This window comes from Streptomyces sp. NPDC093225, assembly GCF_044753805.1.
Lineage (GTDB): Bacteria > Actinomycetota > Actinomycetes > Streptomycetales > Streptomycetaceae > Streptomyces.
Genome location: NZ_JBIVNX010000006.1, coordinates 39,861 through 65,551, shown reverse-complemented (window position 1 = coordinate 65,551; position 25,691 = coordinate 39,861). Strand labels below are relative to the sequence as shown.

Here is a 25,691-nt window from a genome sequence, read left to right as displayed (position 1 = left end):
GGGCCGTACGGGGCCGCCGCCCGTCTCACGGCTCCCCGGGCCGTTCGATGCCGAAGCGCCGCCTCGCCAGCTCCAGGCCGTCCCGGTGCACACCCACCTGCGCCCACGAGAACGCGAGCTCGCACGGTTCCCGGTCCAGCCTGCGCAAGGTGAGGGTGGCCGGGGCGTCCGTCTGCGGGACGGGTGCGGGAAACGGCGCCTTCGGCCCCAGCCCGACCCGCGGCCCGTCGTCGTTCGGCAGGACGAACGGCGCCGCCGGACGATCGCCCATCCGCAGCGTCACCTCCACGGCCGCCCCGGGGCAGCCGCCGGCTCCCACCAAGCCGCTCCAGCCCGTGAGGGAGCGTTCGTCGGACTCGGGCAGTTCCAGCGTCGCGCGGCGGGACGCGCCCGGCGGCAGCTGCCACCACCAGACGTCGTTGGCCCTCGAGCAGTAGCCCTCGCAGAGCGGGGGCTCGATGTCCGGCCGGTCCCCGGAGCGGAACGACAGCAGGTCGACCGGCCCGTCGCCGGTGGTGACGTGGTCGACGGCGAACAGCAGCATCAGCGCCAGCAGGGCCTGGAAGGCACTGGGCAGCACCGGCAGCAGGTACCTCCAGCGCCGTGCGGCCGTCTTTCCGCGGTAGACCGAGCGGTGCGCCGGCGTGGGCCCGCCGCTCAGCTGCTCCTGGACCCGGTGGTGACGGAACCGGTGGACCGCACCGGTCTGCCGCAGCACACCCAGCTCGTGGGCGGTGCCGAGGAACTCCCAGAACCGCCAGGGCAGCCGGCCCGTCAGCCAGAGCCACGTACGGGACACCTGGTACGTGCCCCAGGCCGACCCGATCAGGGTGACGACGCCGCTGACCGCGCCGACGCGCGCCCCGAAGCCGAAGGCCTCCCAGGGCGTCGCACCCAGCACGAACCGCAGCCAGCCGCCCACGGCCGCCCCCATGAACGCCCCCACGGCCAGGGCCGACAGGGCGCCGATGAGCGCGTACTGGCGGAGCACGCCCCGCGGACCGCGCAGGACGTCCTCGGTGACGTACGCCTGGGTCAGCGTGTGCCGGACGACGAAGTGCACGCCGGTGCCGCCCAGGCCGCAGAACATCGTGATGAACAGCGTCTCCCGCGCGCCGAACAGCAGATAGAGGAACCAGCCGTACGAGCAGGCGAACAGGGCCCCCAGCACGCAGCCGGTGACCTCGGAGTGGACCTGCCACCAGGCGAAGTCGAACGTCTCGTCGCGCCGCATCTGGCCGGCGACGGTGGCCAGGTAGCGCCGGGCCCGGGCCGGGGCCAGGCGGGGGACCGCGGCGGCGAGGTCGGCGCAGACGGCCGGGAGGTACACCGCGAGCAGGTGCGACTCGATCTTCTCCGGCTGCCCGAACCTCTCCTCGTCCAGCAGCTCCCCGGGGTCGGTCGAACCCGCCTGGTAGGCCGTGCGGGCCAGGTACAGCATCAACGGCGAGGACAGGGCGGTGGCCAGGGGCGAGCCGGGTGTGCCGTGCAGGGCTTCGAAGACGGGGTCCCAGCGGCGGTCACCGGCCACCACCGACTGCTCGAGGTAGGCGATCGCGTCCCGCGGCGCCACGCGGTCGAGTTCCACGACGGCCGCCCGGGTGAGGTGGCGGCCGCTCTCGCGCACGCTCGTCTCGTACTCGTCCCCCCGGCAGGTGACCAGCAGCGGGAGCCCGTCGGTGACGGCCGCGTCGATCGCCTCGACCGCGGCGGCGTGCAGCGCCGGGGGCAGCTCGTCCAGGCCGTCGAGGACGGGCATCACCCGGTTCTCGTCGAGGAGCGCCCGCGCGGTGTCCGCACGGGCGCGGCGCCTGCCGGGGCGGGGGCCGGACCGGCCGCCGCCCGCGCCGAGCTCCCGGATGCGCTGGGCCATCCACTCCCGCAGCCCGACGGTCGGCCGCCAGGAGGACAGGGAGAGGAGCAGGGGCACCGGCTCGCCCGGCTGCCACGTCTTGAGGAGGTCCCAGGCCAGCAGCAGCGCGAGGACGCTCTTGCCGGCGCCCGGCGGCCCCAGCACGACGAGCTGGCGCCGGGGCAGGCTCCGCAGGAACTCCGGCACCTGGTCCACGTCGCCGGACAGCGGCAGGCTCCCGGCGTCGACGCCGAGCGCCCGCTCCGGCGCCCGGACCGGCCGTCCGGTGGGGGAGAAGCGGACCGGGATCCGGCCGGGGTGCTCCAGCCTCAGCCGGGCGATCTCGGTGTGGAGGCGGCCGCGGACGGCGCGGCGGAGCTCGTGTGCGGCGCGGTCGGTGTCGGAGACGACCTCGCCGTTCGTGATGTGGATCTGGGTTTGGAAGACACGCTCGGCCTCCACGTCCTTGAGCACTTGCTTCCATCCACCGCGCATGCGCGTCCCCCCGTGGTACAAGTGGCCGGAGCGTGGATCCGGCTGGCAATGCTACGTAAACCAGGGGGAGTTGCGTGATGACAATGGTGCGAAGGCGCATGCTGGCGGCCGCCGGGACGATCGTGGTCGGGGCCGTCGTGAACGTGACGACCGGCATGCTCACGCAGAAGTGGACGCTGGCCTGGTGGCTCTGCACGGCCGTGGTGGTCCTCGTGGGTGCCGCCCTGCAGGCGTGGCTGACGGCGGCGGACCGGACGGCTTCCGGGAGCCCCGGCGCCGGCCGTCGCCAGGACCTCGAGGACCTCGAGGTCGACGGCGGCTCGGTGACGCAGCGGATGGCCGGGCCCGGGGAGCAGGCCGCGAGGCGGCTCAGGGTCGCGGGAGACGTCAACCAGGAGCAGACCGGGTAGACCTGCCCGCTGCCCGCTGCCCGCTGCCCGCTGCCCGCTGCCCGCTGCCCGCTGCCCGCTGCCCGCTGCCCGCTGCCCGGGAAGGACCGGACGGAGCGGTCGCGGCCCCCGTCCGCTCAGTCGGCGCGCTTGAGCAGGACGTACCCGTCGGTGCGGTCCACCAGGGTGTAGCGGGCGTGCGGGTGGAGCTTCTTCGCGTACTCGACCGGCGGGCCGGCCCAGCCGTCGCCGTTGTCCAGCGCGATCCAGTCCGGTACCACGCCCTTGGTGCCGCCCACCCAGAAGACCCGGCAGCGCGATACCAGGCGCGCTATCGGGCCGACGTCCGACTCGACGCTCGCCCCGTCCGGGATCCGGGCCAGGAGCTCCTCGACCCGGGCCACCTTCTCGCTCCTGCGGTACGTCGCCGGGTCGGTCAGCGCCGACAGCGGCTGGTACGGGGTCAGGGCGAGCGCGGCCGCGGCGACGGCGGTGGGCAGCTGGAGGGCGTACGAGCGCAGCCACGGCCGGGGGCTGCGGCGGGTCAGGTCGATCGCGTCGGCCAGCGCCAGCACCAGCACCGGCATCAGCACCGCGCTGTAGTGCCAGTCGGTGGACCAGTAGTGGTCGTCGTGGGAGAGGAACCGCCAGCCGATCGTCGGCAGCGCCGCCAGCACCAGCGGCGAGCGCAGGGCGAGCAGGCCGGTGGTGGGCACGAGGATCCACAGCAGCGTGCGGACCTTGGTGTCCCAGCCGTCCAGGGGCCCGCCCTCGCCGAGCTTGTCCCAGTAGCCGTAGCCGCCGGAGGTGTTGAAGGCCGGGATGACGACGGTGAACGCGAGCACGGACACCAGCAGCCCCAGCGCCGCCGTCAGCAGCGCCCAGCCCGCGGTCCGGGAGGACGTGCGGAGGACCCGGTACGCCACGACCAGGGCGATCGCGGCCGTGGTGACGCCGAGGTCCTCCTTGACCAGGCACAGCGGCAGCGCCCACCACAGCGCCGCCTTCCAGCGGCGGGCCAGCAGCGCCTCCAGGGAGAAGGCGATCAGCGGGACCGCGAAGCAGATCTCGTGGAAGTCGAAGTCGACGGCCCGCTGGACGCCCCAGGACAGCCCGAAGGCCGCCCCGATCGCCAGCCCCCGGGCCCGCCCCAGCAGCCGGGTCGCGGCCCGGGTGACCGGGACCGCGGCGAGCGCGAACAGCAGGGCCTGCGCCACCAGCAGGGTCACGGGGGAGGGGAAGAGCCGGTAGAACGGCGCGAGCAGCGCCGTGATCGGGCTGAAGTGGTCGCCGAGGATGTGGCTGCCGGGGCCCTTGAGATCGGCCACGGGCGCCTGGAGGTGCGCGTAGCCGCTGATGGCCTGCGTGAAGATCCCGAGGTCCCAGGAAAGGGTCTCCATCCGCCGGTAGCGGAGCAGGGACTGCAGGGCGTACGCGACGAACAGCACCCCGGCCAGCGCGTACGGGACCCAGTCCCGGCGCGCCCGCGCGGGAGCCGGACCCGCTCCGCCCCCGCGGGGCCGGGGTATGCGGAAGCCCGGCCCCGGCGGCGGGGCGGCCGTGGGGTCGGCGGGCGTGGCCGGCGCGGTGGTGCGCGGCGGTGTCGTCATGGCGGTGGTTCCTGGGGTCATCGGGCCGGATCCCGGCAAACCGGCCCCTCCGACCTTAGGACGGGTCACCGACGGCAGAGGTTGCCGCCCCCCCTCACACCGGCATGACGGGCACGTCGTACAGAGGGATGGACTTGTCCCGGGTCACGAGGGTGAGGCCCTCGGTCTGCGCCTGAGCGATCAGCATCCGGTCGAACGGGTCTCGGTGGTGGAAGGGGAGCTGTGCCGCGCGGATGCCGTGATGGCCGGTGATCGGCAGCGGCCTGAGCTGGCAGTCCCGTGCCCGTTCCGGCAGGTCCTCAGGCCCCTCCAGCTTCCCCAGGGCCTGCTTGACCGTCAGCTCCCACGGCGTCACGGCACTCACATGGGCCAGCGACTCCGTGTCGAGGAGGTCCTTGATCTCGTCCGAGAGCTGGGGGGAGTCCAGCAGCCACCACAGGACGACGTGGGTGTCGGCGAGGAGCTTCACTCGTCGTCTCCCAGTCCGAAGGCCTCGGCGAACCCGGAGTCGTCGGACATGTCGTCGAAGTCGTCGTGGAGGAGTACGGGCTCGGTCAAGGACCCCCGCGCCGTTCGGCGGACCTTGTGCGGGAGCGGGATCACCTTCGCGACCGGCTCGCCGGACTTGCTGATGATCACTTCTTCGCCGGTGGCGACGATTTCGAGGATCTTGGAGAAGTGCGTCTTCGCCTCGTGGACGTTGTACTGCCGGGCGGCTTCCATCGCGACCTCGCAGCGAGGGATGGACTAGGTGCTGGACTTAGGCTAGCCAGGGAGGGGTGGCGGCGACCAGCTCCCTCACCCCCTGAGTGACCGCAATCCCTCGCGCGGGTGATCGCCCCCGGGCGTACGCTGGGAGCGCGCCGGCGCAGCCGGCACCCCCGGCCCGTGAGACGTGTCGGGTCCTTCGCGTTGCCCATTTCTCGGACAGTTCCCCACTCTCGGACACACCGGACGGAAAGCCCTTTCATGAGCCTGCACGGTCTGCTCGACGCCGTCATCCAGGACCCCGCGCTCGGCGAGGCCGTCAAGGCGGCCGCGGACGGCCACCGGATGCACGTGGACCTGGTCGGCCCGCCCGCCGCGCGGCCCTTCGCCATCGCCGCCCTGGCCCGCAGCGCCGGCCGCACGGTGCTCGCCGTGACCGCCACCGGCCGCGAGGCCGAGGACCTGGCCGCCGCCCTGCGCTCCCTGCTGCCGCCCGACGAGGTCGTGGACTTCCCCTCCTGGGAGACCCTGCCCCACGAACGCCTGAGCCCCCGCAGCGACACCGTGGGCCGCCGCCTGGCCGTGCTCCGACGCCTGGCGCACCCCTCCAAGGACGACCCGGCCGCCGGGCCGGTGAGCGTCGTCGTGGCGCCCGTACGGTCCGTGCTCCAGCCGCAGGTCAAGGGCCTGGGCGACCTCGTGCCCGTCGCGCTGCGGCAGGGGCAGGGGGTCGACCTCGGCGAGGTCACCGAGGCGCTGGCGGCGGCCGCGTACGCGCGCGTGGAGCTGGTGGAGAAGCGCGGCGAGTTCGCCGTGCGCGGCGGCATCCTCGACGTGTTCCCGCCCACCGAGGAGCACCCGCTCCGCATCGAGTTCTGGGGCGACGAGGTCGAGGAGATCCGTTACTTCAAGGTCGCCGACCAGCGCTCCCTGGAGATCGCCGAGCACGGCCTGTGGGCCCCGCCCTGCCGCGAGCTGCTGCTCACCCCCGAGGTCCGGGAGCGCGCCGCCGCACTCGCCGAGGCCCACCCCGAGCTGGGCGAACTCCTCGGCAAGATCGCCGAGGGCATCGCCGTCGAGGGCATGGAGTCCCTCGCACCCGTCCTGGTCGACGACATGGAGCTGCTGCTCGACGTGCTCCCCGAGGGCGCCATGGCCGTGGTCTGCGACCCCGAGCGCGTCCGCACCCGGGCCACCGACCTGGTCGCCACCAGCCAGGAGTTCCTCCAGGCCTCGTGGGCGGCGACCGCGGGGGGCGGCGAGGCGCCCATCGACGTCGGCGCGGCGAGCCTGTGGGGCATCGCGGACGTCCGCGACCGGGCCCGCGAGCTCGGCGTCATGTGGTGGTCGGTCTCCCCGTTCGCCGCCGACGAGGAACTGTCCGACGAGACGCTGAAGCTCGGCATGCACGCCCCCGAGACCTACCGCGGCGACACCGCCCGGGCGCTCGCCGACACCAAGGGCTGGCTCACCGACGGCTGGCGCACCGTCTACGTCACCGAGGGCCACGGCCCCGCCTCCCGCACCGTCGAGGTGCTCGGCGGCGAGGGCATCCCCGCCCGCCTCGAGGCCGACCTCGACGGCATCCAGCCCTCCGTGGTGCACGTCGCGTGCGGCGCGATCGACAGCGGCTTCGTCGACCCCGGCCTGAAGGTCGCGGTGCTCACCGAGACCGACCTGACCGGCCAGCGCACCGCCACCAAGGACCTCGGCCGGATGCCGGCCCGCCGCCGCAAGACCATCGACCCGCTGACCCTCCAGGCCGGCGACTACATCGTCCACGAGCAGCACGGCGTCGGCCGCTACCTGGAGATGGTCCAGCGCACGGTCCAGGGCGCCACCCGCGAGTACCTGCTCGTCGAGTACGCCCCCGCCAAGCGCGGCCAGCCGGGCGACCGCCTCTACATCCCCACCGACCAGCTGGAGCAGGTCACCAAGTACGTCGGCGGCGAGGCGCCCACCCTGCACCGGCTCGGCGGCGCCGACTGGACCAAGACCAAGCAGAAGGCGAAGAAGGCCGTCAAGGAGATCGCGGCCGACCTCATCAAGCTGTACAGCGCCCGCATGGCCGCCCCGGGGCACACCTTCGGACCGGACACCCCCTGGCAGCGGGAGCTGGAGGACGCCTTCCCGTACGCCGAGACCCCCGACCAGCTGTCCACCATCGCCGAGGTGAAGGAGGACATGGAGAAGTCGGTCCCCATGGACCGCCTGATCTGCGGCGACGTCGGCTACGGCAAGACCGAGATCGCCGTCCGCGCGGCCTTCAAGGCCGTCCAGGACGGCAAGCAGGTCGCCGTCCTGGTCCCGACGACGCTGCTGGTGCAGCAGCACTTCGGCACCTTCTCGGAGCGCTACAGCCAGTTCCCGGTCAACGTGAAGGCGCTGTCCCGCTTCCAGACCGACACCGAGGCCAAGGCCACCCTGGAGGGGCTGAAGGAGGGCTCGGTGGACGTGGTCATCGGCACCCACCGCCTCTTCTCCTCCGAGACGAAGTTCAAGGACCTGGGCCTGGTCATCGTCGACGAGGAGCAGCGCTTCGGCGTCGAGCACAAGGAGCAGCTGAAGAAGCTGCGCGCCAACGTCGACGTGCTGACCATGTCGGCCACCCCGATCCCGCGCACCCTGGAGATGGCGGTCACCGGCATCCGCGAGATGTCGACGATCACCACCCCGCCGGAGGAGCGCCACCCGGTGCTCACCTTCGTCGGCCCGTACGAGGAGAAGCAGATCGGCGCGGCCGTCCGCCGCGAACTCCTGCGCGAGGGACAGGTCTTCTACATCCACAACCGCGTCGAGTCCATCGACCGGGCCGCCGCCCGGCTGCGCGAGATCGTGCCCGAGGCGCGGGTGGCCACCGCGCACGGGCAGATGGGCGAGAGCCAGCTGGAGCAGGTGGTCGTCGACTTCTGGGAGAAGAAGTTCGACGTCCTGGTCTCCACGACGATCGTCGAGTCCGGTATCGACATCTCCAACGCCAACACCCTCATCGTCGAGCGCGGCGACACCTTCGGCCTCTCGCAGCTGCACCAGCTGCGCGGCCGCGTGGGCCGTGGCCGCGAGCGCGGGTACGCGTACTTCCTCTACCCGCCGGAGAAGCCGCTGACGGAGACCGCGCACGAGCGGCTCGCCACCATCGCCCAGCACACCGAGATGGGCGCCGGCATGTACGTGGCCATGAAGGACCTGGAGATCCGCGGCGCCGGCAACCTGCTCGGCGGCGAGCAGTCCGGCCACATCGCCGGCGTCGGCTTCGACCTGTACGTGCGGATGGTCGGCGAGGCCGTGGCCGACTACCGGGCGTCCCTCGAGGGCGGGGTGGAGGAGGAGCCGCCGCTGGAGGTCAAGATCGAGCTGCCGGTGGACGCGCACGTCCCGCACGACTACGCGCCCGGCGAGCAGCTGCGCCTCCAGGCCTACCGGGCCATCGCCTCCGCGAGCTCCGAGGACGACGTCACGGCGGTCCGCGAGGAGCTCACCGACCGCTACGGCAAGCTGCCCGAGCCGGTGGAGAACCTGCTGCTGGTCGCCGGGCTGCGGATGCTGGCCCGGGCCTGCGGGGTCGGCGACATCACCCTCCAGGGCAACAACATCCGCTTCTCGCCGGTGGAGTTGAGGGAGTCCCAGGAGCTGCGCCTGAAGCGGCTCTACCCGGGGTCGGTCATCAAGGCGGCCGCCTCGCAGGTGCTCGTACCGCGGCCGAAGGCCGGGAAGATCGGCGGCAAGCCGCTGGTCGGGCGGGAACTGCTGGCGTGGACGGGCGAGTTCCTGGCCCAGATCCTGGGGTCGTGACGTACCCCGGGGTCGCGAAGGCCTCGGGGCATTGAGCAGCGCCCCGGCGGTGACGGCGTCACCGCCGGGCACGCGCGACCGCGTGCGACCGCGTGCGACCGCCCGCGGACCCCGACGGGTCCGCGGGCGGTCGTGTGTCGGTGCGTGCGAGGGGGCTACCTGTTCGGGTCGTCGTCGATCCCGAGCTGCTTCTCGACCTGCTGCTGGGCCTGGTCCACCTGCTCGGTGTACTTGTTGCCCGTCCGGTCGTTGACCTGCTTCTCGGCGGCGTCGGACAGCTTCTTGCCGTGCTCGCCGCGGAGCAGCTCCCTGGCCCGGTCCATGATGCCCATGCACGAACTCCCTTCGGTGCCCCTTTGGTCACGCTACGCCCCATTGGGGTGATTCGCTCGCCGGCGGTCCCCCTAGGATCGGGACCCATGCGCCGCGTCCTCGCCCCGTCCGCCGCCGTCCTGCTGGCCTCCGCCGTGCTCCTGACGGGCTGTACGAGCACTCCGCCACCCACGGACCGGGCCCGGGGACCCCGGGCCGCCGCGGGCGCGTTCGCGGCCGTGGACGCCCTGGCCGTCAAGGGCCGCGCCCCGAGGACCGGCTACTCCCGCGACGCGTTCGGCACGGCCTGGCTCGACACCGACGCCAACGGCTGCGGCACCCGCGACGACATCCTCAAGAGGGACCTCACCGGCACGCGCTTCAAGGACGGGCACTGCAAGGTGGCCTCCGGCGTGCTGGAGGAGGACCCGTACACCGGCCGCCGGCTGGAGTTCGCGCGCGGCCGCTCCGCCATAGACATCGACCACGTGGTGGCCCTCTCCGACGCCTGGCAGAAGGGCGCCCGGGGCTGGGACCGCGGCAAGCGCGTGGCGTTCGCCAACGACCCGCTCAACCTCGTCGCCGTCGACGCGGCCGCCAACCGGGGCAAGGGCGACGGCGACACCGCGACCTGGCTCCCGGCCAACCGCGCTTATCGCTGCCCCTACGTGGCCGCGCAGGTGGCCGTGAAGGCCAAGTACGGGCTGTGGGTGACGGCCGCCGAGCGGGACGCGATGAAGCGCGTCCTCGCCGGCTGCCCGGACCAGACGCTGCCCGCCGGCGGCAACCCCACCACCCCGCCCGCCCGCTTCCGCTGACCCCCGCACGGCGTCCGCGCGGCCCCGGACCGTCCACGGACCGGTCCGGGTCCGTCCGTCCCTTCTACGGGCGGTACCGTCACCACCGCACCAACCAGGCAACGGTTCCGCACAACCCGGGAGCCACCGGCCGGACCGGTGTATACGCTCAAGGCCTGCCCGGGCGTGTCCGCGCCCCGACGACCAGGCCCCACCAGCCCACAGGAGCAGTCCATGCACGGCCCCGGCTACCCGCAGCAGCCGCCCACGCCCCCCGCCCGGCCCGCCGACGGCGCCGTGGTGGCGCTGCGCGTGCTCTTCGTGGTCCTGCCGCTGCTCAGCTGCGGGTTCCTCTCCTGGGCCACCACCCTGAGGGCCGCGATCGTCTCCCGCCACCAGCGCACCTGGGGCGTGTTCGTCGGCGTCCTCGCCCTGAACATCCTCTTCCTGGTCCTCATCGCCAAGGACCCGACCGACGACCTCAGCACCTGGTACGGCAACCTCGCCATGGTCGGCTCGCTCGCCTCCGCCGCGGGCTCCATCGCCCACTTCCTGTACGTCGACATCCGCGGCCGCGCCGACGCCCCGGGCTGGTCGCCGTACGCCCGGCCGCCGGTGGTCTCCCCCGTCCAGCAGCCGTACAACGGCCAGGGCTACGGCTACCCGCCCACCCAGACCACCCGGCCCGCGCACCAGGCGCCGCTGCCGCAGCCGCCGCTGAACCAGCAGCCGCCCGTCGCCCAGCCGCCGGTGAACCAGCCGCCCGTACCGCCCCAGCCGCAGCGCCTGGGCCAGGTCCGCGCCGAACTCGACGAGCTCAGCGAGCTGCTGCGCCGCGAGAGCGGCGGCCAGCACCCCGGCATCGACGAGACCCGCGACGGCGGCCCGCAGGGGTCGGGCCGGTGAGCGACCGCGTCATCGCCGGCCGCTACCAGCTCGCCACCATCCTCGGCGAGGGCGGCATGGGCCAGGTGTGGACCGGCTACGACCAGCGCCTCGACCGCCGCGTGGCCGTCAAGCTCCTGCGCCCCGACAAGGTCTCCGGCGGCAGCGCCGGCTCCGCCGAGGCCGAGGAGATGCGCCGCCGCTTCACCCGCGAGTGCCGCGTCACCGCCCAGGTCGACCACCCGGGCCTGGTCACCGTCCACGACGCCGGCAGCGACGGCGAGGACCTCTACCTCGTCATGCAGCACGTCGAGGGCTGCGACCTCGCCGACCACCTCGCCCAGCACGGCCCGTACCCGTGGACCTGGGCGGTCTCGGTCGCCGCCCAGCTGTGCGGGGTGCTCGCCGCCGTCCACGCGGTGCCGATCGTCCACCGCGACCTCAAGCCGCGCAACGTGATGGTCGGCCCCGACGGCACCGTCACCGTCCTCGACCTCGGCGTGGCCTCCGTCATGGACGCCCCCGACACCACCCGCCTCACCCAGGTCGGCGTCCCCATCGGCAGCCCCGCCTACATGGCCCCCGAGCAGGCCCTGAGCGGCGCCGTCGGCCCGTACACCGACCTGTACGCGCTCGGCGTGCTGCTGCACGAACTCCTCAGCGGCAGCGTGCCCTTCGCCGGGGCCACCGCCCTCGGCGTGCTGCACCGGCACCTGAGCGAGGCGCCGGTCCCGCTGCGCCAGCTGCGCCCCGACGTGCCGCCCGCGCTGGAGGCCCTCGTGCTGCGGCTGCTCGCCAAGGAGCCCGAGGCCCGGCCCTCCTCGGCGCAGGACGTGTACGAGGCGCTCGTCCCGCTGCTGCCCACCCACGGCCGGCCCGCGGAGTCCCTGGACCCGACCCGCCCCTTCCTGCGCCCGCACGCCCCCTGGCCCGACCGGGCCGGCTCCGCCCCGGCCACGAGCACGCCCGCGGCGCAGCCCGCCCCCGCGGACGACCGCCCTCGCACCGACATCGCGGCCGAGGTCGACCACGTCCGGCGCCTGCTCGACGAGGGCCGCCTCACCCAGGCCGCCGACCTGCTCGGCAACCTGCTGCCGGTGGCGGCCTCCCAGCACGGCGAGTACTCCGCCGTCGTGCGCTCGCTGCGCAAGCAGTACGCGGCCACCCTGATGGACGACGGCCAGTACCGGCGCGCCCTGCCCGAACTGCGCCGGCTCGCCCAGGACTACGCGGCCGACACCGGCACCGGCAGCGGCCAGCACAAGGCCCTGCGGGTCCGCTACGAGATCGCCCAGTGCCTGGAGCAGCTCGGCGAGGCCGCCGCCGCCCTCGCCGAATACCGGTCGCTGCTGCCGTACTTCGAGAACCAGTACGCCAACTCCGACCGCGAGCTGCCGCTGGAGATCCGCCGGCGCATCGGCCACCTGCTGCTGTCCCTCGGCGACCGCCCGGCCGCCCGCGACACCCTCGGCCGCCTCCTCTTCGACGCCGAGCGCCTGCACGGCCCCCACCACCCGTTCGCGGCCGAACTGCGCAACACCGTGCACTGGCTCAGCCAGGTGCCGTAGGGGGTGCGGCGCGGAGGCCGGCCCGGCCGACCTCCGCCGTCGACGCCCGACGCCCGACGCCTCAGTAAGAGCCCTTCCAGATCTTGAGCTTCAGGCGGACGTAGCCCTGCTGCAGTCCGCCCTCCTTGAACTCGACCAGGCTGACCAGGCCGGTCTTCGACAGCACACAGAACCGGAAGCCCGGCTTCATGTCGGAGATCTCCACCTTCTCCTGGAAGCGGGTCACGGCGCTGCACGTCTCATAGGTGCCGCTCTCGTTCCGGTTCAGCACCACGAGCTGGGTTTCCTCCTCGGCCCACAGGCCGGCCGACCACCGGTACAGCTCCCGCTTCTTCTCGTTCTTCCTGACCGGCCGCAGCGGGTCGTCGTCGAGGCTGAAGCCGTAGTCCTCGGCCACGTCCACGGTCGCCGTCTTGAAGACGTCCGAGGGCGCCCCGCCCGCCGAGGGGGAGGGGCTGCCGGAACCGCCGTCCGACCCGCCCGATCCGGACGCGCCCCCCGCCCCGCCCGCCGGCGCCGTGACGGTGGCCGTCACGGTCGTGGTGGCCGTGACCGTCACGGTGGCGGCCACGCGCTCGGCGGTCGGCGAGGCGACCACCGCCGGCAGCCCGAAGAAGCCGAGGACCAGGCCGATGAGGCCGGTGAGGGCGGAGATCCAGCCCGCCACCTCCCCGAAGACGCGCATCGTGCCCCGTGGCCCCTGGTCGGGCCCCGCCTCGGACGGCGGCTCCGACGGCATCGGCGGCGGTGGCGGTGGCGTGCTCGGTGTCGCGGTCATGCATCCCCCCGTTATCGGCCACCCACGGGCCGAATCGGCGGGGTCATTGTGTCCGTCAGGACCTCCGGTGACGCCGCACGTGCCGGAACCTGACCGGAATCCGCCCCCGGGCGGCCAGGCCGCCGAGGACCAGCAGGGCGGCCGCCCCCGCTCCGGCCCCCGCCCGCAGGCCCGGCGGGCGGAAGGTGCAGGAGACGGTCGTGCCCTTCACCGGGGTGGCGACCAGGCCGAGGTAGGAGGACGCCGGGGCGCCGTCGCAGCGCCAGCCGGCAGTGCGGGGGACGGCCAGGACGGCCGTGCCCCGGCTGCCGGGCGGGAGGTCGGCGCGGACGCCGTCGTCGGTGACCGAGACCCGGACCGCCCCGGTCGCGCGGAGCCGGGCGACCGCGGCCGCCAACCGCTCCCGGTCCAGGCAGCCGAGCCGCCACTCCCGGGGGGCGGCCGGCTCGAAGACCACCCGGGCGGCCGCGCCACCGGGCGAGACCCCGAGCGGCTGGAGCGCCGCCCGGTACCGCGGCCGCCCGCCGATCAGGCGCACCGACGGCCCGCGGGAGCCCAGCCGGACCCGCCCGTCGTGGTCCGGCGCCCACAGGTACGTCCCGGTACCCGCCCGGCACACCCCGCCGACCGGGTCCTCGTACACCCGCGCCCCCAGCAGGAGTTCCTGGTTGCGGAAGGGGGACGGACCGAAGCGGCCCGGATCGGCGTCCGGCCGTACGGTCACCAGCGGTGGCACCGCCGTGCGCGCCACCGCCGTGCCCCGCACCCGGGCGCCCACCGCGAAGACCGCGTCCGTGACCGGGTTGTCGAGGCTCTGCACGCTCCGCCCCCGCGAGGTCCAGCCCGCACCCAGCGCCGCCATCGTGCGCGTCAGCACGGCGGGGGTGTGGCTGCTGTAGTACGCCCCGCCCTCGCCGCCGAGCAGCAGCGGATCGTTCCCGGAGAACTGGTCGCGCCCCGGATCGGTGCGGTACGCCGGCCAGCCGTCGGCGGCGGCGACCGCGGCGGCCCGCGCGCCGTGCGCCGCACCCCAGGCGGGGTAGTCGTCCAGCCGCCCCAGCCGGGCCCGGTCCGCGTAGGCCGTGGTCGCCGCGGCCTGCCCGGCCAGCGAGCCGGCGAGCAGCACCGCCGCCACCACCGACCGGCCGGGGCGCCGCCCGCGGCCCGCCGCCCGGGCGAGCAGGAGGCCGCCGGCCGCGGCCCCGAGGCCCGCGCCGAAGAGCGGCAGGCTCCACGCGCTGCGCAGGGGGCTGCCGGCCGCCGCGGCCGCGAGCGCGGTCAGCACCGCGCCGCCGCCGAGCAGCGCGCGCGGCGCGGGCCAGCCGTGCGCGACCGCCGCCCAGGCCGCCATGACCAGCACCCCGGCGAGCACGAAGGTCTGCCGGTACGGGCTGCCGTTGGGGGTCTGGAAGACGTGCCAGGCCAGGTGCGCGGGCTCCCACTGGAACGACAGCGCCACGGCCACCGCCAGCGCCGGCCAGGCCCACCGCTCCCGGCCCGGCACCCCCCGGTGGAAGGCCAGGGCGGCGGCGAGCAGCAGCGTGCCCGTCCCCGTGAACACGGCCGGGGTGAAGAAGTCGTACGTCGCCGGCAGCGCGCGGGCGAACACGTCCGCCCACCCGGCCGCCCGGAAGGTCGCCTCCATCCCGGGGTAGGCGTGCCGGGACCCGAGGAAGACCGGAACCAGCACCGGCGCGGCCAGCGCGATGCCGAGCAGCGTCCGCCCGGCGGCCCGCGCGAGCACCCGGGCGGAGCCCCGCACGTACCCCCGCACGAACCCCCGGACACCCGCGGACGCGGGGACGGTCAGCGCGAGGCGGACCAGCAGCACCAGGCCCGCGCCCAGCGTGGCCATGTACGCGGTGTAGAAGTTCGCGGTCCAGGCCAGCGCCACCACCAGCGGACCGAGCAGCGGTCGGCGCCCGCGCAGCGCCCACTCGCCGGCGAGGCAGAGCAGGGGGAGGGCGATCAGGCCGTCCAGCCACATGGGGTTGTACGCGGCCTCGGTCACCGACCAGCCGCACAGCGCGTACGAGGCGCCCAGGACGGCCGCCGCCCAGCCCCGCCCGCGGCCCCGGTGCTGGGTGCGCAGCAGCCAGGTCATCGCGGCCGCCGCCACCGCCGTCTTCAGGACGCAGACCACGTACACGGCCAGGTCGATCCGGTCGCGCGGGAAGAGGGCGACGAGCGGGGCGAAGGGGCTCGTGAGGTACGTGCCGAGGTCCGGCAGGAAGGCGGTGCCGTAGCCGGACTGCCAGTTGAGCAGCAGCCCGCCGGCGGCCCGGCCGTGCAGCAGGTCCCACAGGTGTGCGTGGAAGGGGATGAACTGGTTGTTCAGGTCGTTGACGGCGCGGTGGTGCGGCCCGAAGGGGAAGACCCGCGCCACCGCGTCCCCGGCGACGACGGACAGGGCGGCGAGGAGTCCGGCGAGGACGGCCGGGCGGACGCCGGTACGGGCCGGGCGGGCGCCGGTACGGGGCGGCCTCCCGGGGTCGGCGGTCACCGGGACCGGGCTGACTCCGGTACGGGGAAGGGGACGTTCCGTTGTCGACATGGTGGGGGAGAGACTGCCAACCCCGTGCGCCGAGGCGGTGAACGCGACTGAACGGCCAGGGAATCGTTGGTCGAATCGGTAGCTGAGATCAGCCCCGACTCCCTACCATCGATCACCGCACGGCTTGTGCATGGACGCACAATCTCCGGGAGGCTCCCTTGCACCGTCGCACAGCGCTCTCCGTCTCCGCCGCCCTGCTGGCCGCGGCCCCCCTGCTCACCGCGTGCGCGAGCGACACCCGCGCCGGTACGGCGGCCGTGGTCGGCGGCGAGCGGATCGCGACCTCCGCGCTGCAGGCCCAGGTCAAGGACGTCCGCGAGGCGCAGAACCGTTCTCCCCAGGCCGCCGACCTCATCGGGAACTCGGCAGGCCTGGAGCGCGCCAAGCTGAACTCGATGATCCAGAGCCTGGTGCTGGAGAAGGCCGCGAAGAACGCCGGGCTGACGGTCACCACGAGGGAGATCGAGGACGCCCGCGCGGCCGACGTGCAGCGGCTGGGCGGCGAGGAGCAGTTCGAGGCGATGGTCCTCCAGCAGGCCTCCATCGCGCCCGACCAGATCGACGCCGCTGTCCGGGACCGGCTCATCGTCGGCAAGCTCGGCGACAAGTACGGGCACGATCAGATCATCGGACCGGTCACGGCCGCGGCGAAGCAGCTCGGGGTCAAGGTCAACCCGCGCTACGGAGCGTGGGACGCGTCCAAGATCCAGCTCGCCGCGGTGAAGACGCCGTGGATCACCCAGCGCACGGTCCCCCGGGAGGCACCCCGCCCGGCGTGACGCCCGCGTCCCCGCCCGCGACCTCGGCCGGCCGGCCTCGGGCCGCCCTCACCCCGTACCTCCCGCGACCTCGGCCGCCCGGCCGCCCTCAGGGGTCGGTCAGGGGCCGGTCAGGGCCGCGTCAGGGCAGCCGGGCGGGGCCGGCCGGTCCGGCGGGGTAGGTTCGAAGGGTGACTGACACGACCGCCACCACCACCGACCCCGAGGCGACCGGCACCGGCCGCATCGTCCTGCTCACGACCAGCCACCGGGTGGCTCCCGGCCTGCTGTCCTGGACCGCCTGGGAGGCCCTGCGCGGCGCGGACCGGGTGCTGTGCGCCGACCCGGGGCACCCTCAGCTGCCGTACCTGCGCGAGGCCGGGATAGCCGTGGAGGAGGCGTACCTCGACGCCCAGGAGCTCGTGGCCGCGGCCGCGGGCGGCCGGACGGTCGTCGTGGTCCCCGGTGGCGAGGGCGACCGCCGCCTGACCGACGGGCTGGCCCGCATGGCCGGCTCCGGACGGGTGTCCATGCCCGACCTGGAACTGCTGCCCGGCTCGTACGACCTGCCCGGCGCCCGCCTCCTGGACCTCGTCCAGGTGATGGACCGCATCCGGCGCGAGTGCCCCTGGTCCTCGCTGCAGACCCACGAGGGCCTGGCCAAGTACGCGATCGAGGAGGCGTACGAGCTCGTCGAGGCCATCGAGGACGGCGAGCGGCACGAGCTGCGCGAGGAGCTCGGCGACGTGCTGCTCCAGGTCGTCTTCCACGCGCGCATCGCCGAGGAGGACGCCGAGGAGCCCTGGTCCGTCGACGACGTGGCCGGGACCATCGTGGAGAAGCTGATCCACCGGCACCCGCACGTGTTCGGGGACGCCACCGCCGAGACCCCCGAGGACGTCAAGGCGCACTGGCTGCGGACCAAGGCCGCCGAGAAGCAGCGGGATTCCGTCACGGACGGCATACCCCTGGGCCAGCCGGGCCTCGCGCTCGCGGCCAAGCTCGCCGGGCGGGTGCGCAGCGGCGGCGTGGACGTGGACCTGCCTGAGGGCGAGGGGATCGGGTACGAGCTGCTGGCCCTCGCCGCGCGCGCCGACGCGGAGGGCGTCGACCCGGAGACCGCGCTGCGGGCGGCGGCCCGGGCGTACCGGGACGCGATCCGCGCCGCCGAGGGCGTCGACGCGTAACCCCCGGACCCCGACCGCTCAGAAGGGGCAGGCCCCGTCCCCGGCCCCGTCCCCGGCCCCGTCCCCGGACCCGGCCCCGGACCCGTGACCGGACCCGCCGGAGGGACCGGCCCCGCCGCCGGACGGTCCCGGACCGGGGCCGAACTCGGGGCCGAGCCCGGAACCGGGGCTGATCCCGGGCGGCGTCCGGTGGGCGTCGGCCGAGGGCGGCCGCGGCGCACGGTCGGCCGGGTTGTACCAGTGCGTCCGCGGCCGGTTCAGGAACCACTCGCCGAAGCCCAGGGGCCGGACCCGCTCGCCGCCCGAGGCCGCCGGTACGGCGTCGTAGAAGATCCGTGCCGGGTCCGCGCCCAGGTCCTCCAGCAGGGCGGCGGTCTCGTCGATGAACAGCGACGGCCCGCTGAGGTACACGTCCTGCTCCCGCCACAGCCCGCGGGTGGCGAGTGCGGTCGCGAGGCGGTCGGTGGCCTGGTTGCGGTGCTGGCCGGGAGCGGGGGTGATGTACGTGACGGTGAGCCAGCGGCACTGCTCCTGGAGCCGCTCGATCAGCGGACGGTCGTAGAGGTGCGGTTGGTCGCGGGCCACGACGAACAGCCGGATGTCCTGCTGCGGCGGGTTCTCGACCAGCTCCTCCAGCATGGCCCGGACCGGTGCCCAGCCCGTGCCCGCCGCGATGAAGCTGACCGGGCGGTTCGCGTCCCGGCGCAGGGTCATCGCGCCGCCGGCCGCGCCCAGCCGCAGCCGCTCGCCCGGCTGCGCCTCGCGGACGAGGTGGTTGCTGAGCCGGCCGCGCTCGATGCGGCTGATGTGCAGGTCGACGGTCAGGTCGGCACGGGGCGCATTGCCGATCGAGTACGTCCGCCACGTCGTCGGCACCCGCTCGCTGCTCACGCTCACGTACTGCCCGGAGGAGTAGGGGAGGCGCCGGTGCGGCAGCAGCGTGAGCACGGCTATGTCCCGGCCGTACTGGAGGTGCCGCACGATCTCGGCGTCCCACCAGGCCGGGTCCGTGCTCTCGGCGGCGCCGGCCGTCATCACGTCGGCGATCACCTGGTACGCCTCGCCCCACGCCTTCTCCACCGCGGGGGTCCAGGCCTCCCCGGCCGCCTCGGCCAGTGCGGCGAGGAGGCTGGTCCCCACGGCGGCGTAGTGCTCGGCGCCGACCAGGAACTTGCGGTGGTCCCGCCCCAGGTCCCGCAGGTACGGGACGAGGGACGGGTCGTCCAGGTGCGACACGACGTGGGTGAGCGCGGCGAAGAGCCGGTCGCGCTGCCGCTCCATGTCCTCGAATCCGGGAGGGAACATCTCCCGGATCCCCGGGTTGTGCCAGAACAGGTGCGAGTAGAAGTACTTGACCGCGTGCTCGGCGCGTCGCTCCACCACCGCGAAGCTGCTCTTCAAGATCCTCACATCCACCAACCGAAAGTAGGAATGTGAGACTCGGTCAGGTCAAGGTCCGTCGTATCTACGGACAGCCTTAGGCATACCCGCGCATATGCCTAAGGCCTACCTGTGGGTACGCGGGGCCGGGTCCGACGGGCGCTCCGCCGCACCGCCCCCGATACCCCTGATGAGGGCCCCGGGCGCCGTTCGGTTGCCTCCCCGGACGGTCCTTTCCGCCCGTGCGGCGCGCTGGATCGGTTGTCGTCTACAGCTATACCGGTGCGGTAGCCGGTGCTCCCCCCACCGCAGTACCCACCACCCCCTCCGATGGCTGACCTCCGGTCGTCCTCGCCCCGTCCGCCCTCACTTCAGGTCGAAGCCGCCGGCTATGAGGTACAGGTCCGGACTGTCCGTGGAAGGGGCCTCGCACCGGGCGGCGACGGGCGGGGCCTCCCGGGAGTCGGGGACGCCGGTCCAGGCCACCCGGCTGCGGCCCTCGGCGTCGCGGTGGAAGCCGAGCGCGACCTCCGGGTGCCACCCCGCCGGGAAGTGCGGCTGCTCGGCCCCCGGCGGGACGGTGTACGTGACCGAGTCCGCGGTGCCGGTGAGGACGGCGTCCTCCCCCTTCCCGACGAGGCAGTCGACCCTGATCTCGGCCCGTACCGTGCCGGTCCACCGCCCGTTCTCGCGGAACGCGTGCTGGACGGTCACGTGACCCCATGACATCGCGGGCGTCGGCCGAGCCGCGCCCGGCCGCGCGACGGAGTGCGCGTCGACGCCCAGGGTGATCGACCCGTCCGGGTCGGGCGCGGGGCCCCGCAGGGCGAGGCGCCCCCAGCCGTGCAGGCTGGTGCTCGCCCGCAGGCCGACGTGGGATCCACGCGCGGCCGGAGCGGCGGTGGCGGAAGAGGCGACAGAAGCGGCGGGGGAGGCAGGAGCGGCAGGACCGGCGGAAGCGGCGGAGGCCGCGGTGACGGGCACGGCGACCACGGCGGCGGTGGCCAGCGCGATGCCCGTGAGGAACGTACGCATGATCGGACCTCTATTCCTGTGCGGAGGCGGGTCGGTTCGATCCCGCTGCACCCACGCTCGCAGCCGCCCCACCCCCACCACGTCCCCCGCGAGAGGGGACCGCCTCCCCCGCCCGGGGGAGGGCCCGTCAGCCCGCCGCGGCACCGCCCGGGCGGTGCGCGCCCACCGGGCCGACTAGGGTCGGGCGCATGCAGGACCAGCCCTCCGCCCAGACCCCGCCCGAGCTCTTCACCTGGGAGTTCGCCACCGATCCGTACCCCGCCTACGCCTGGCTGCGGGAGCACGCGCCGGTGCACCGGACCCGGCTGCCCAGTGGCGTCGAGGCCTGGCTGGTCACCCGCTACGCGGACGCCCGCCAGGCCCTCGCCGACCAGCGGCTCAGCAAGAACCCCGCGCACCACGCGGAGCCCGCGCACGCCAAGGGCAAGACCGGCATTCCGGGCGAGCGCAAGGCCGAGCTGATGACCCATCTGCTCAACATCGACCCGCCGGACCACACCCGGCTGCGGCGGCTGGTGTCGAAGGCGTTCACGCCCCGCCGCGTCGCGGAGTTCACGCCCCGCGTGCAGCAGCTGACCGACCAGCTCATCGACGGCTTCGCGGCGAAGGGGGAGGCGGACCTCATCCACGAGTTCGCGTTCCCGCTCCCCATCTACGCCATCTGCGAGATGCTCGGCGTACCGCGCGAGGACCAGGACGACTTCCGCGACTGGGCGGGCATGATGATCCGCCACGGCGGCGGGCCGCGCGGCGGCGTGGCCCGCTCGGTCAAGCAGATGCGGAGCTACCTGGTCGACCTGATCCACCGCAAACGGGACGATCTGGGCGACGACCTGATCTCCGGTCTCATCCGGGCCAGCGACCACGGCGAGCACCTCACGGAGAACGAGGCCGCCGCGATGGCCTTCATCCTGCTCTTCGCGGGCTTCGAGACGACCGTCAACCTCATCGGGAACGGCCTGCACTCCCTCTTCATGAACCCCCGCGAGCGCGACCGGCTGCAGGCCTCCCTCGCCGCCGGCGAGACGGACCTGCTGGCCACGGGCGTCGAGGAGCTCCTCCGCTACGACGGCCCGGTCGAGCTCGCCACGTGGCGGTTCGCCACCGAGCCCCTGACCCTCGGCGGGCAGTCGGTCGGCACCGGCGACCCGGTACTGGTCGTGCTCGCGGCGGCCGACCGCGACCCGGCGCGCTTCGCCGAACCCGACACCCTCGACCTCGCCCGCTCCGACAACCAGCACCTCGGCTACGGCCACGGCATCCACTACTGCCTCGGCGCGCCGCTCGCGCGCCTGGAGGGGCAGACCGCGCTGGCCACGCTCCTGACGCGCCTGCCCGACCTGCGACTCGCCGTCGAGCCGGCCGAACTCCGCTGGCGGGGCGGGCTCATCATGCGCGGGCTGCGCACCCTCCCGGTCACCTTCACGCCGGAAGGAGCGTGACGGTTCCCTTAAGGAAGATTTCCCTCCGGAAACCGGCCCGAGGGGCGCCGTGCGCCGCGCCGGGGGGACGTAACGGGCTCAACTGGGCGCCGATAGACGGCCCGTAGGGATTCCGACACGGAGCGGAACTGAGCATTCCTCAGTTTCGTGATCTCAACGTGATCTGCGCTGCATCGACTTGTGACATCCGTTCGAACCCGGCTAGGTTCGCGGTCGCCCCCTTGCCGCCACGAAAGGCCCTCACGCATGCGCTCCGGTAACGGCCGCCACCGTCGGCCCCGCCAGGCCCCCGCGATCGTCGTCACGGCTGGAGTCACCGGCTCCGCCCTCGCGCTGCCGCTGCTCGCGGCCACCAGCGCCTCCGCCGCCGACACCACCACCTGGGACAAGGTCGCCGAGTGCGAGAGCGGCGGCGCCTGGAGCGCCGACCTCGGCAACGGCTTCTACGGCGGACTGCAGTTCACCCAGGAAGTCTGGGAGGGCAACGGCGGCCTCGCCTACGCCGCCCGTGCCGACCTCGCCAGTCGTTCGCAGCAGATCACCGTCGGCGAGCGGGTGCTCGCCGCCCAGGGCCCGTCGGCCTGGCCGATGTGCGCGGGCCCGGCCGGCCTGACGAAGGGCGGCCCGAAGGCCAAGGTCGACGCCGGCCTGGAGGACGAGGGCAAGCCGGTCACCCCGGCCCCGGTCCGCCCCGACCAGGGCACGGAGACCCCGGCCGAGCCGACCGAGCCCGCCGCCCCGGGCACCCCGAGCCCCGGCGCCACCACGCCGACGACGCCCTCGACGCCGACGACGCCCGCGACCCCGGGCGGTCCGACGGACCCCGCCTCGCCGTCCGCGCCCACGACGCCGGGGACTCCCGGTACCCCCGGCACGCCGGGCACGCCGGGCACGCCGGGCACGCCCACCGTCCCCGGTACGCCCGGTACGCCCGGTACGCCCGGCACCCCCGACGTCCCGACCGGCACCCCGGGCACCCCCGGCACCCCCGAGACCCCGACCGGCACCCCGTCGGACCCCGGCCAGACCGCCGACGGCGCCACCGGCAAGCACCGCGGCACCCCGGCCCTCGAGGGACCCGGAACCGAATCGGACATATTCGCCGCAACGGGACGTCACGCCGCGAATGATGACCCGGGTGCAGCTGACGGCGCGTCCGGGAACGACGTCTCCACCCTTACGGAGACCACCACCGACCCGACGTACACCGTGCAGCCCGGCGACAGCCTCTCGGAGATCGCGGACGAGAAGGGCCTCAAGGGCGGCTGGGATGCCCTCTACAAGGCGAACGAGCAGCTCATCGGGGATGACGCGGACCTCATCAAGCCGGGACAGAGCCTCCACCTCGGGCAGAAGTAGGGGCAGTTCGGGCGCAGTCGGGACACCCGGTACGCGTTGAATGTCCGGGTTTGGCGCGAGTGAGACATGAGTCTCAGGCCGTCAACTGGCGTGTTGCGTCCGGGAGGTGTGCGCAAGCCCCCTCCCACCTGCGCAAACGCCGGTTCCCGGAAGGCAAGTACGAGCGGTTTCTCCCCGATGTCCCACCTTGAACATCGGGGAGACCTCTGCCTACGGTCTGACCGCTCGCCACCGCGAGCCCCTTCGACCGCACGCCGAGTCCTGCCACCGGACGCAAGGGAACAGTCGACGCGTAAGCGCCGTAGGCAGGAGCGGGGGACCCAAGATTTTTGCCGGGCCCGGCCGTTGAGAGACGGTCACGGAACCGGCTAGGGGTGAAGCCACGCGCTAGGTCGCGAGGCCGGGCAACTCACTCGCCCGAACCCGACAGCTCACCTCGCAGGCGTCGGTGAGGAGACCTTCCATGCTGTCTTCCAGCAAGGGCAAGCACCGCCGTGCGTCCAAGGCCGCCCGTACCGCCGCCCTCGTCGGCGTCGCCGGTGCGGTCGTCGCCGCTCCGCTGATGGCCGCCGGTTCGGCCAGCGCCGCCACCGCTTCCGAGTGGGACCGCGTCGCGCAGTGCGAGTCCGGTGGCAACTGGTCCATCAACACCGGCAACGGCTACTACGGCGGCCTGCAGTTCTCCGCGTCCACCTGGGCGGCGTACGGCGGCACCTCCTACGCCCCGCAGGCCAACCAGGCCTCCAAGTCCCAGCAGATAGCCGTGGCCGAGAAGGTTCTGGCCGCCCAGGGCAAGGGTGCCTGGCCGAGCTGCGGCGTGGGCCTGTCCGGCGCCTCCTACAAGGGCTCCGACGGCTCCACGTCCACGAAGTCCTCCAAGAGCTCCAAGTCCTCGAAGTCGACCGCGAAGAAGAGCACCCGCTCCTCCGAGTCGACCCCGACGACCCGCTCCGCCCGCACCTCCGAGGCCCCGAAGCCGGCGTCCTCCGGCGTCATCAAGAAGGGCGACGGCTCCTACGAGGTGAAGGCCGGCGACACCCTCGGCACCATCGCCGACGCCCAGCAGGTCAAGGGCGGCTGGGAGAAGCTCTTCGAGCTCAACAAGGACATCGTCACCGATGCCGACCTGATCTACCCGGGCCAGATGCTGAAGCTCTCCTGACCGGAGCCGAAGCCCTCTGAGCGGCTCTCGAAGCTCTCCTGAGCGGAGATCTGCTCACCCGGTGCAAGCACGTCCGCCCGGCGCGTCCTCCCCCCGACGCGCCGGGCGGACGTATGTTCGGCGCAGCCCGGGGGTCCCCGAAAGGCCGTCAGGGCCTCCGGAGTGCTCTTGATCAAGGGCCGTATGTCCTGGAAGGCGGGTATTCAGCCCCTTTTTCGTCCCAGGACCCGGGCGGTCGGCTGGCCGATGCCCCGGAGCCGGTTAGGCTCTAGTCCGGCTGGGTCGGTCCCACGGCCCAGGCGCCACCGCACACCTAGCGTCACATCCCAGAAGGAGATGCTCGTGCCGTCCATCGACGTCGTCGTAGCCCGGGAAATCCTGGACTCCCGAGGCAACCCCACGGTCGAGGTCGAGGTCGGCCTCGACGACGGCAGCACCGGCCGTGCTGCCGTTCCCTCCGGTGCCTCCACCGGTGCGTTCGAGGCCATTGAGCTCCGCGACGGGGACCCGAACCGCTACCAGGGCAAGGGCGTCGAGAAGGCCGTCCTCGCCGTCATCGAGCAGATCGGCCCCGAGCTGGTCGGCTACGACGCCACCGAGCAGCGCCTGATCGACCAGGCCATGTTCGACCTGGACGCGACCGACAACAAGGGCTCGCTCGGCGCCAACGCGATCCTCGGCGTCTCCCTGGCCGTGGCGCACGCCGCGTCCGAGGCCTCGGACCTGCCGCTGTTCCGCTACCTCGGCGGCCCGAACGCGCACCTGCTGCCCGTTCCGATGATGAACATCCTGAACGGCGGCTCGCACGCCGACTCCAACGTGGACATCCAGGAGTTCATGATCGCCCCGATCGGCGCGGAGTCCTTCTCCGAGGCCCTGCGCTGGGGCACCGAGGTCTACCACACCCTCAAGTCCGTGCTGAAGTCCAAGGGCCTGTCCACCGGCCTCGGCGACGAGGGCGGCTTCGCCCCGAACCTGGGCTCCAACCGCGAGGCCCTGGACCTCATCCTCGAGGCCATCAAGCAGGCCGGCTACGCCCCGGGCAAGGACATCGCGCTCGCGCTCGACGTCGCCGCGTCCGAGTTCTACAAGGACGGCAAGTACAACTTCGAGGGCCAGGCCCGCTCGGCCGCCGAGATGACCGAGTACTACGAGGAGCTCGTCTCCGCGTACCCGCTCGTCTCCATCGAGGACCCGCTGTTCGAGGACGACTGGGCCGGCTGGAAGGTCATCACCGACAAGCTCGGCGCCAAGGTGCAGCTCGTCGGTGACGACCTGTTCGTCACCAACCCCGAGCGCCTGGCCCGCGGCATCGAGGAGGGCACCGCCAACGCCCTGCTCGTGAAGGTGAACCAGATCGGTTCCCTGACCGAGACCCTCGACGCCGTCGAGCTCGCCCAGCGCAGCGGCTTCAAGTGCATGATGTCGCACCGCTCCGGCGAGACCGAGGACGTCACCATCGCCGACCTGGCCGTCGCCACCAACTGCGGCCAGATCAAGACCGGTGCCCCGGCCCGCTCCGAGCGCGTCGCCAAGTACAACCAGCTGCTGCGCATCGAGGAGATCCTCGACGACGCCGCCGTGTACGCCGGCCGCAGCGCGTTCCCGCGCTTCAAGGGCTGATCCTC

20 protein-coding genes and 1 riboswitch are annotated in these 25,691 nt (G+C 73.6%); of the genes, 11 read left to right on the top strand and 9 right to left on the bottom strand.

Annotated features, from left to right (window positions below; genetic code table 11):
- Positions 1–25: 25 nt before the first annotated feature.
- Positions 26–2,326 (bottom strand): hypothetical protein, encoded by a 2,301-nt coding sequence (locus ACIQCH_RS08335; RefSeq protein ID WP_402579262.1) that lies wholly within the window; start codon positions 2,324–2,326, stop codon positions 26–28.
- Between the two features lie 98 nt (positions 2,327–2,424).
- On the opposite strand from ACIQCH_RS08335, the gene ACIQCH_RS08330 reads away from it, so the two are divergent.
- Entirely contained in the window at positions 2,425–2,757 is a 333-nt protein-coding gene (locus tag ACIQCH_RS08330) for a hypothetical protein (RefSeq protein WP_402579260.1), read from the top strand.
- Positions 2,758–2,873: 116 nt separating this feature from the next.
- On the opposite strand, the gene ACIQCH_RS08325 is transcribed toward ACIQCH_RS08330, so the two are convergent.
- The 3 genes from ACIQCH_RS08325 to ACIQCH_RS08315 all read right to left on the bottom strand — a co-directional run bounded on the left by ACIQCH_RS08325 (position 2,874) and on the right by ACIQCH_RS08315 (position 5,069).
- Positions 2,874–4,346, bottom strand: a complete 1,473-nt coding sequence (locus tag ACIQCH_RS08325; protein WP_402579258.1) for a DUF2079 domain-containing protein — start codon at positions 4,344–4,346, stop codon at positions 2,874–2,876.
- A gap of 94 nt (positions 4,347–4,440) precedes the next feature.
- Positions 4,441–4,815: a type II toxin-antitoxin system VapC family toxin gene (locus ACIQCH_RS08320; RefSeq protein WP_402579256.1), complete on the bottom strand. Its 375-nt coding sequence runs from the start codon at positions 4,813–4,815 to the stop codon at positions 4,441–4,443.
- Positions 4,812–5,069 carry a type II toxin-antitoxin system Phd/YefM family antitoxin gene (locus tag ACIQCH_RS08315; protein WP_402579254.1) on the bottom strand — a complete coding sequence of 86 codons (258 nt, stop codon included), beginning with the start codon at positions 5,067–5,069 and terminating at the stop codon, positions 4,812–4,814. The genes ACIQCH_RS08320 and ACIQCH_RS08315 overlap by 4 nt, the downstream gene beginning before the upstream one ends.
- A 246-nt stretch (positions 5,070–5,315) precedes the next feature.
- Here ACIQCH_RS08315 and mfd point away from each other — a divergent pair, with 246 nt between their 5' ends.
- Positions 5,316–8,846 carry a transcription-repair coupling factor gene (gene mfd, locus ACIQCH_RS08310; RefSeq protein WP_402579252.1) on the top strand — a complete coding sequence of 1,177 codons (3,531 nt, stop codon included), beginning with the start codon at positions 5,316–5,318 and terminating at the stop codon, positions 8,844–8,846.
- Between the two features lie 155 nt (positions 8,847–9,001).
- On the opposite strand, the gene ACIQCH_RS08305 is transcribed toward mfd, so the two are convergent.
- A complete protein-coding gene (locus ACIQCH_RS08305) occupies positions 9,002–9,178 on the bottom strand; it encodes an antitoxin (RefSeq protein WP_402579250.1) in 177 nt (58 codons plus the stop codon).
- 87 nt (positions 9,179–9,265) lie between these two features.
- Between ACIQCH_RS08305 and ACIQCH_RS08300 the strand changes: the two genes are divergently transcribed.
- The 3 genes from ACIQCH_RS08300 (at position 9,266) to ACIQCH_RS08290 (ending at position 12,408) form a co-directional block, all read left to right on the top strand.
- On the top strand, positions 9,266–9,976 hold the full coding sequence (locus tag ACIQCH_RS08300) for an HNH endonuclease family protein (RefSeq protein WP_402579248.1): 711 nt from the start codon (positions 9,266–9,268) through the stop codon (positions 9,974–9,976).
- 213 nt (positions 9,977–10,189) lie between these two features.
- Positions 10,190–10,861: a hypothetical protein gene (locus tag ACIQCH_RS08295; protein WP_402579246.1), complete on the top strand. Its 672-nt coding sequence runs from the start codon at positions 10,190–10,192 to the stop codon at positions 10,859–10,861.
- On the top strand, positions 10,858–12,408 hold the full coding sequence (locus tag ACIQCH_RS08290) for a protein kinase (protein WP_402579244.1): 1,551 nt from the start codon (positions 10,858–10,860) through the stop codon (positions 12,406–12,408). The genes ACIQCH_RS08295 and ACIQCH_RS08290 overlap by 4 nt, the downstream gene beginning before the upstream one ends.
- Positions 12,409–12,469: 61 nt before the next feature.
- Here ACIQCH_RS08290 and ACIQCH_RS08285 read toward each other — a convergent pair whose 3' ends face one another.
- Positions 12,470–13,093: a hypothetical protein gene (locus ACIQCH_RS08285; RefSeq protein ID WP_402579242.1), complete on the bottom strand. Its 624-nt coding sequence runs from the start codon at positions 13,091–13,093 to the stop codon at positions 12,470–12,472.
- 148 nt (positions 13,094–13,241) lie between these two features.
- A complete protein-coding gene (locus tag ACIQCH_RS08280; RefSeq protein WP_402579240.1) occupies positions 13,242–15,740 on the bottom strand; it encodes a YfhO family protein in 2,499 nt (832 codons plus the stop codon).
- 158 nt (positions 15,741–15,898) lie between these two features.
- Here ACIQCH_RS08280 and ACIQCH_RS08275 point away from each other — a divergent pair, with 158 nt between their 5' ends.
- Positions 15,899–16,519, top strand: coding sequence for a SurA N-terminal domain-containing protein (locus ACIQCH_RS08275; RefSeq protein ID WP_402579239.1), 621 nt, complete (start codon positions 15,899–15,901; stop codon positions 16,517–16,519).
- A gap of 170 nt (positions 16,520–16,689) precedes the next feature.
- A complete protein-coding gene (locus ACIQCH_RS08270) occupies positions 16,690–17,685 on the top strand; it encodes a nucleoside triphosphate pyrophosphohydrolase (RefSeq protein ID WP_402579237.1) in 996 nt (331 codons plus the stop codon).
- Between the two features lie 18 nt (positions 17,686–17,703).
- Here the strand turns inward: ACIQCH_RS08270 and ACIQCH_RS08265 are convergent, their stop codons facing one another.
- Both ACIQCH_RS08265 and ACIQCH_RS08260 read right to left on the bottom strand, forming a co-directional pair.
- Positions 17,704–19,101, bottom strand: coding sequence for a globin domain-containing protein (locus ACIQCH_RS08265; RefSeq protein ID WP_402579235.1), 1,398 nt, complete (start codon positions 19,099–19,101; stop codon positions 17,704–17,706).
- A 330-nt stretch (positions 19,102–19,431) separates the two neighbouring features.
- A complete protein-coding gene (locus tag ACIQCH_RS08260; RefSeq protein WP_402579233.1) occupies positions 19,432–20,100 on the bottom strand; it encodes a hypothetical protein in 669 nt (222 codons plus the stop codon).
- A 188-nt stretch (positions 20,101–20,288) separates the two neighbouring features.
- On the opposite strand from ACIQCH_RS08260, the gene ACIQCH_RS08255 reads away from it, so the two are divergent.
- The 4 genes from ACIQCH_RS08255 (at position 20,289) to eno (ending at position 25,686) form a co-directional block, all read left to right on the top strand.
- Positions 20,289–21,542 (top strand): cytochrome P450, encoded by a 1,254-nt coding sequence (locus ACIQCH_RS08255; RefSeq protein WP_402579231.1) that lies wholly within the window; start codon positions 20,289–20,291, stop codon positions 21,540–21,542.
- Between the two features lie 246 nt (positions 21,543–21,788).
- Positions 21,789–22,901: a transglycosylase family protein gene (locus ACIQCH_RS08250; protein ID WP_402579229.1), complete on the top strand. Its 1,113-nt coding sequence runs from the start codon at positions 21,789–21,791 to the stop codon at positions 22,899–22,901.
- A gap of 287 nt (positions 22,902–23,188) precedes the next feature.
- A riboswitch (cyclic di-AMP (ydaO/yuaA leader) is annotated at positions 23,189–23,361 on the top strand.
- A 3-nt stretch (positions 23,362–23,364) separates the two neighbouring features.
- Positions 23,365–24,063, top strand: a complete 699-nt coding sequence (locus ACIQCH_RS08245) for a transglycosylase family protein (protein WP_402579227.1) — start codon at positions 23,365–23,367, stop codon at positions 24,061–24,063.
- Between the two features lie 336 nt (positions 24,064–24,399).
- A complete protein-coding gene (eno, locus tag ACIQCH_RS08240) occupies positions 24,400–25,686 on the top strand; it encodes a phosphopyruvate hydratase (RefSeq protein ID WP_402579225.1) in 1,287 nt (428 codons plus the stop codon).
- Positions 25,687–25,691: the final 5 nt, after the last annotated feature.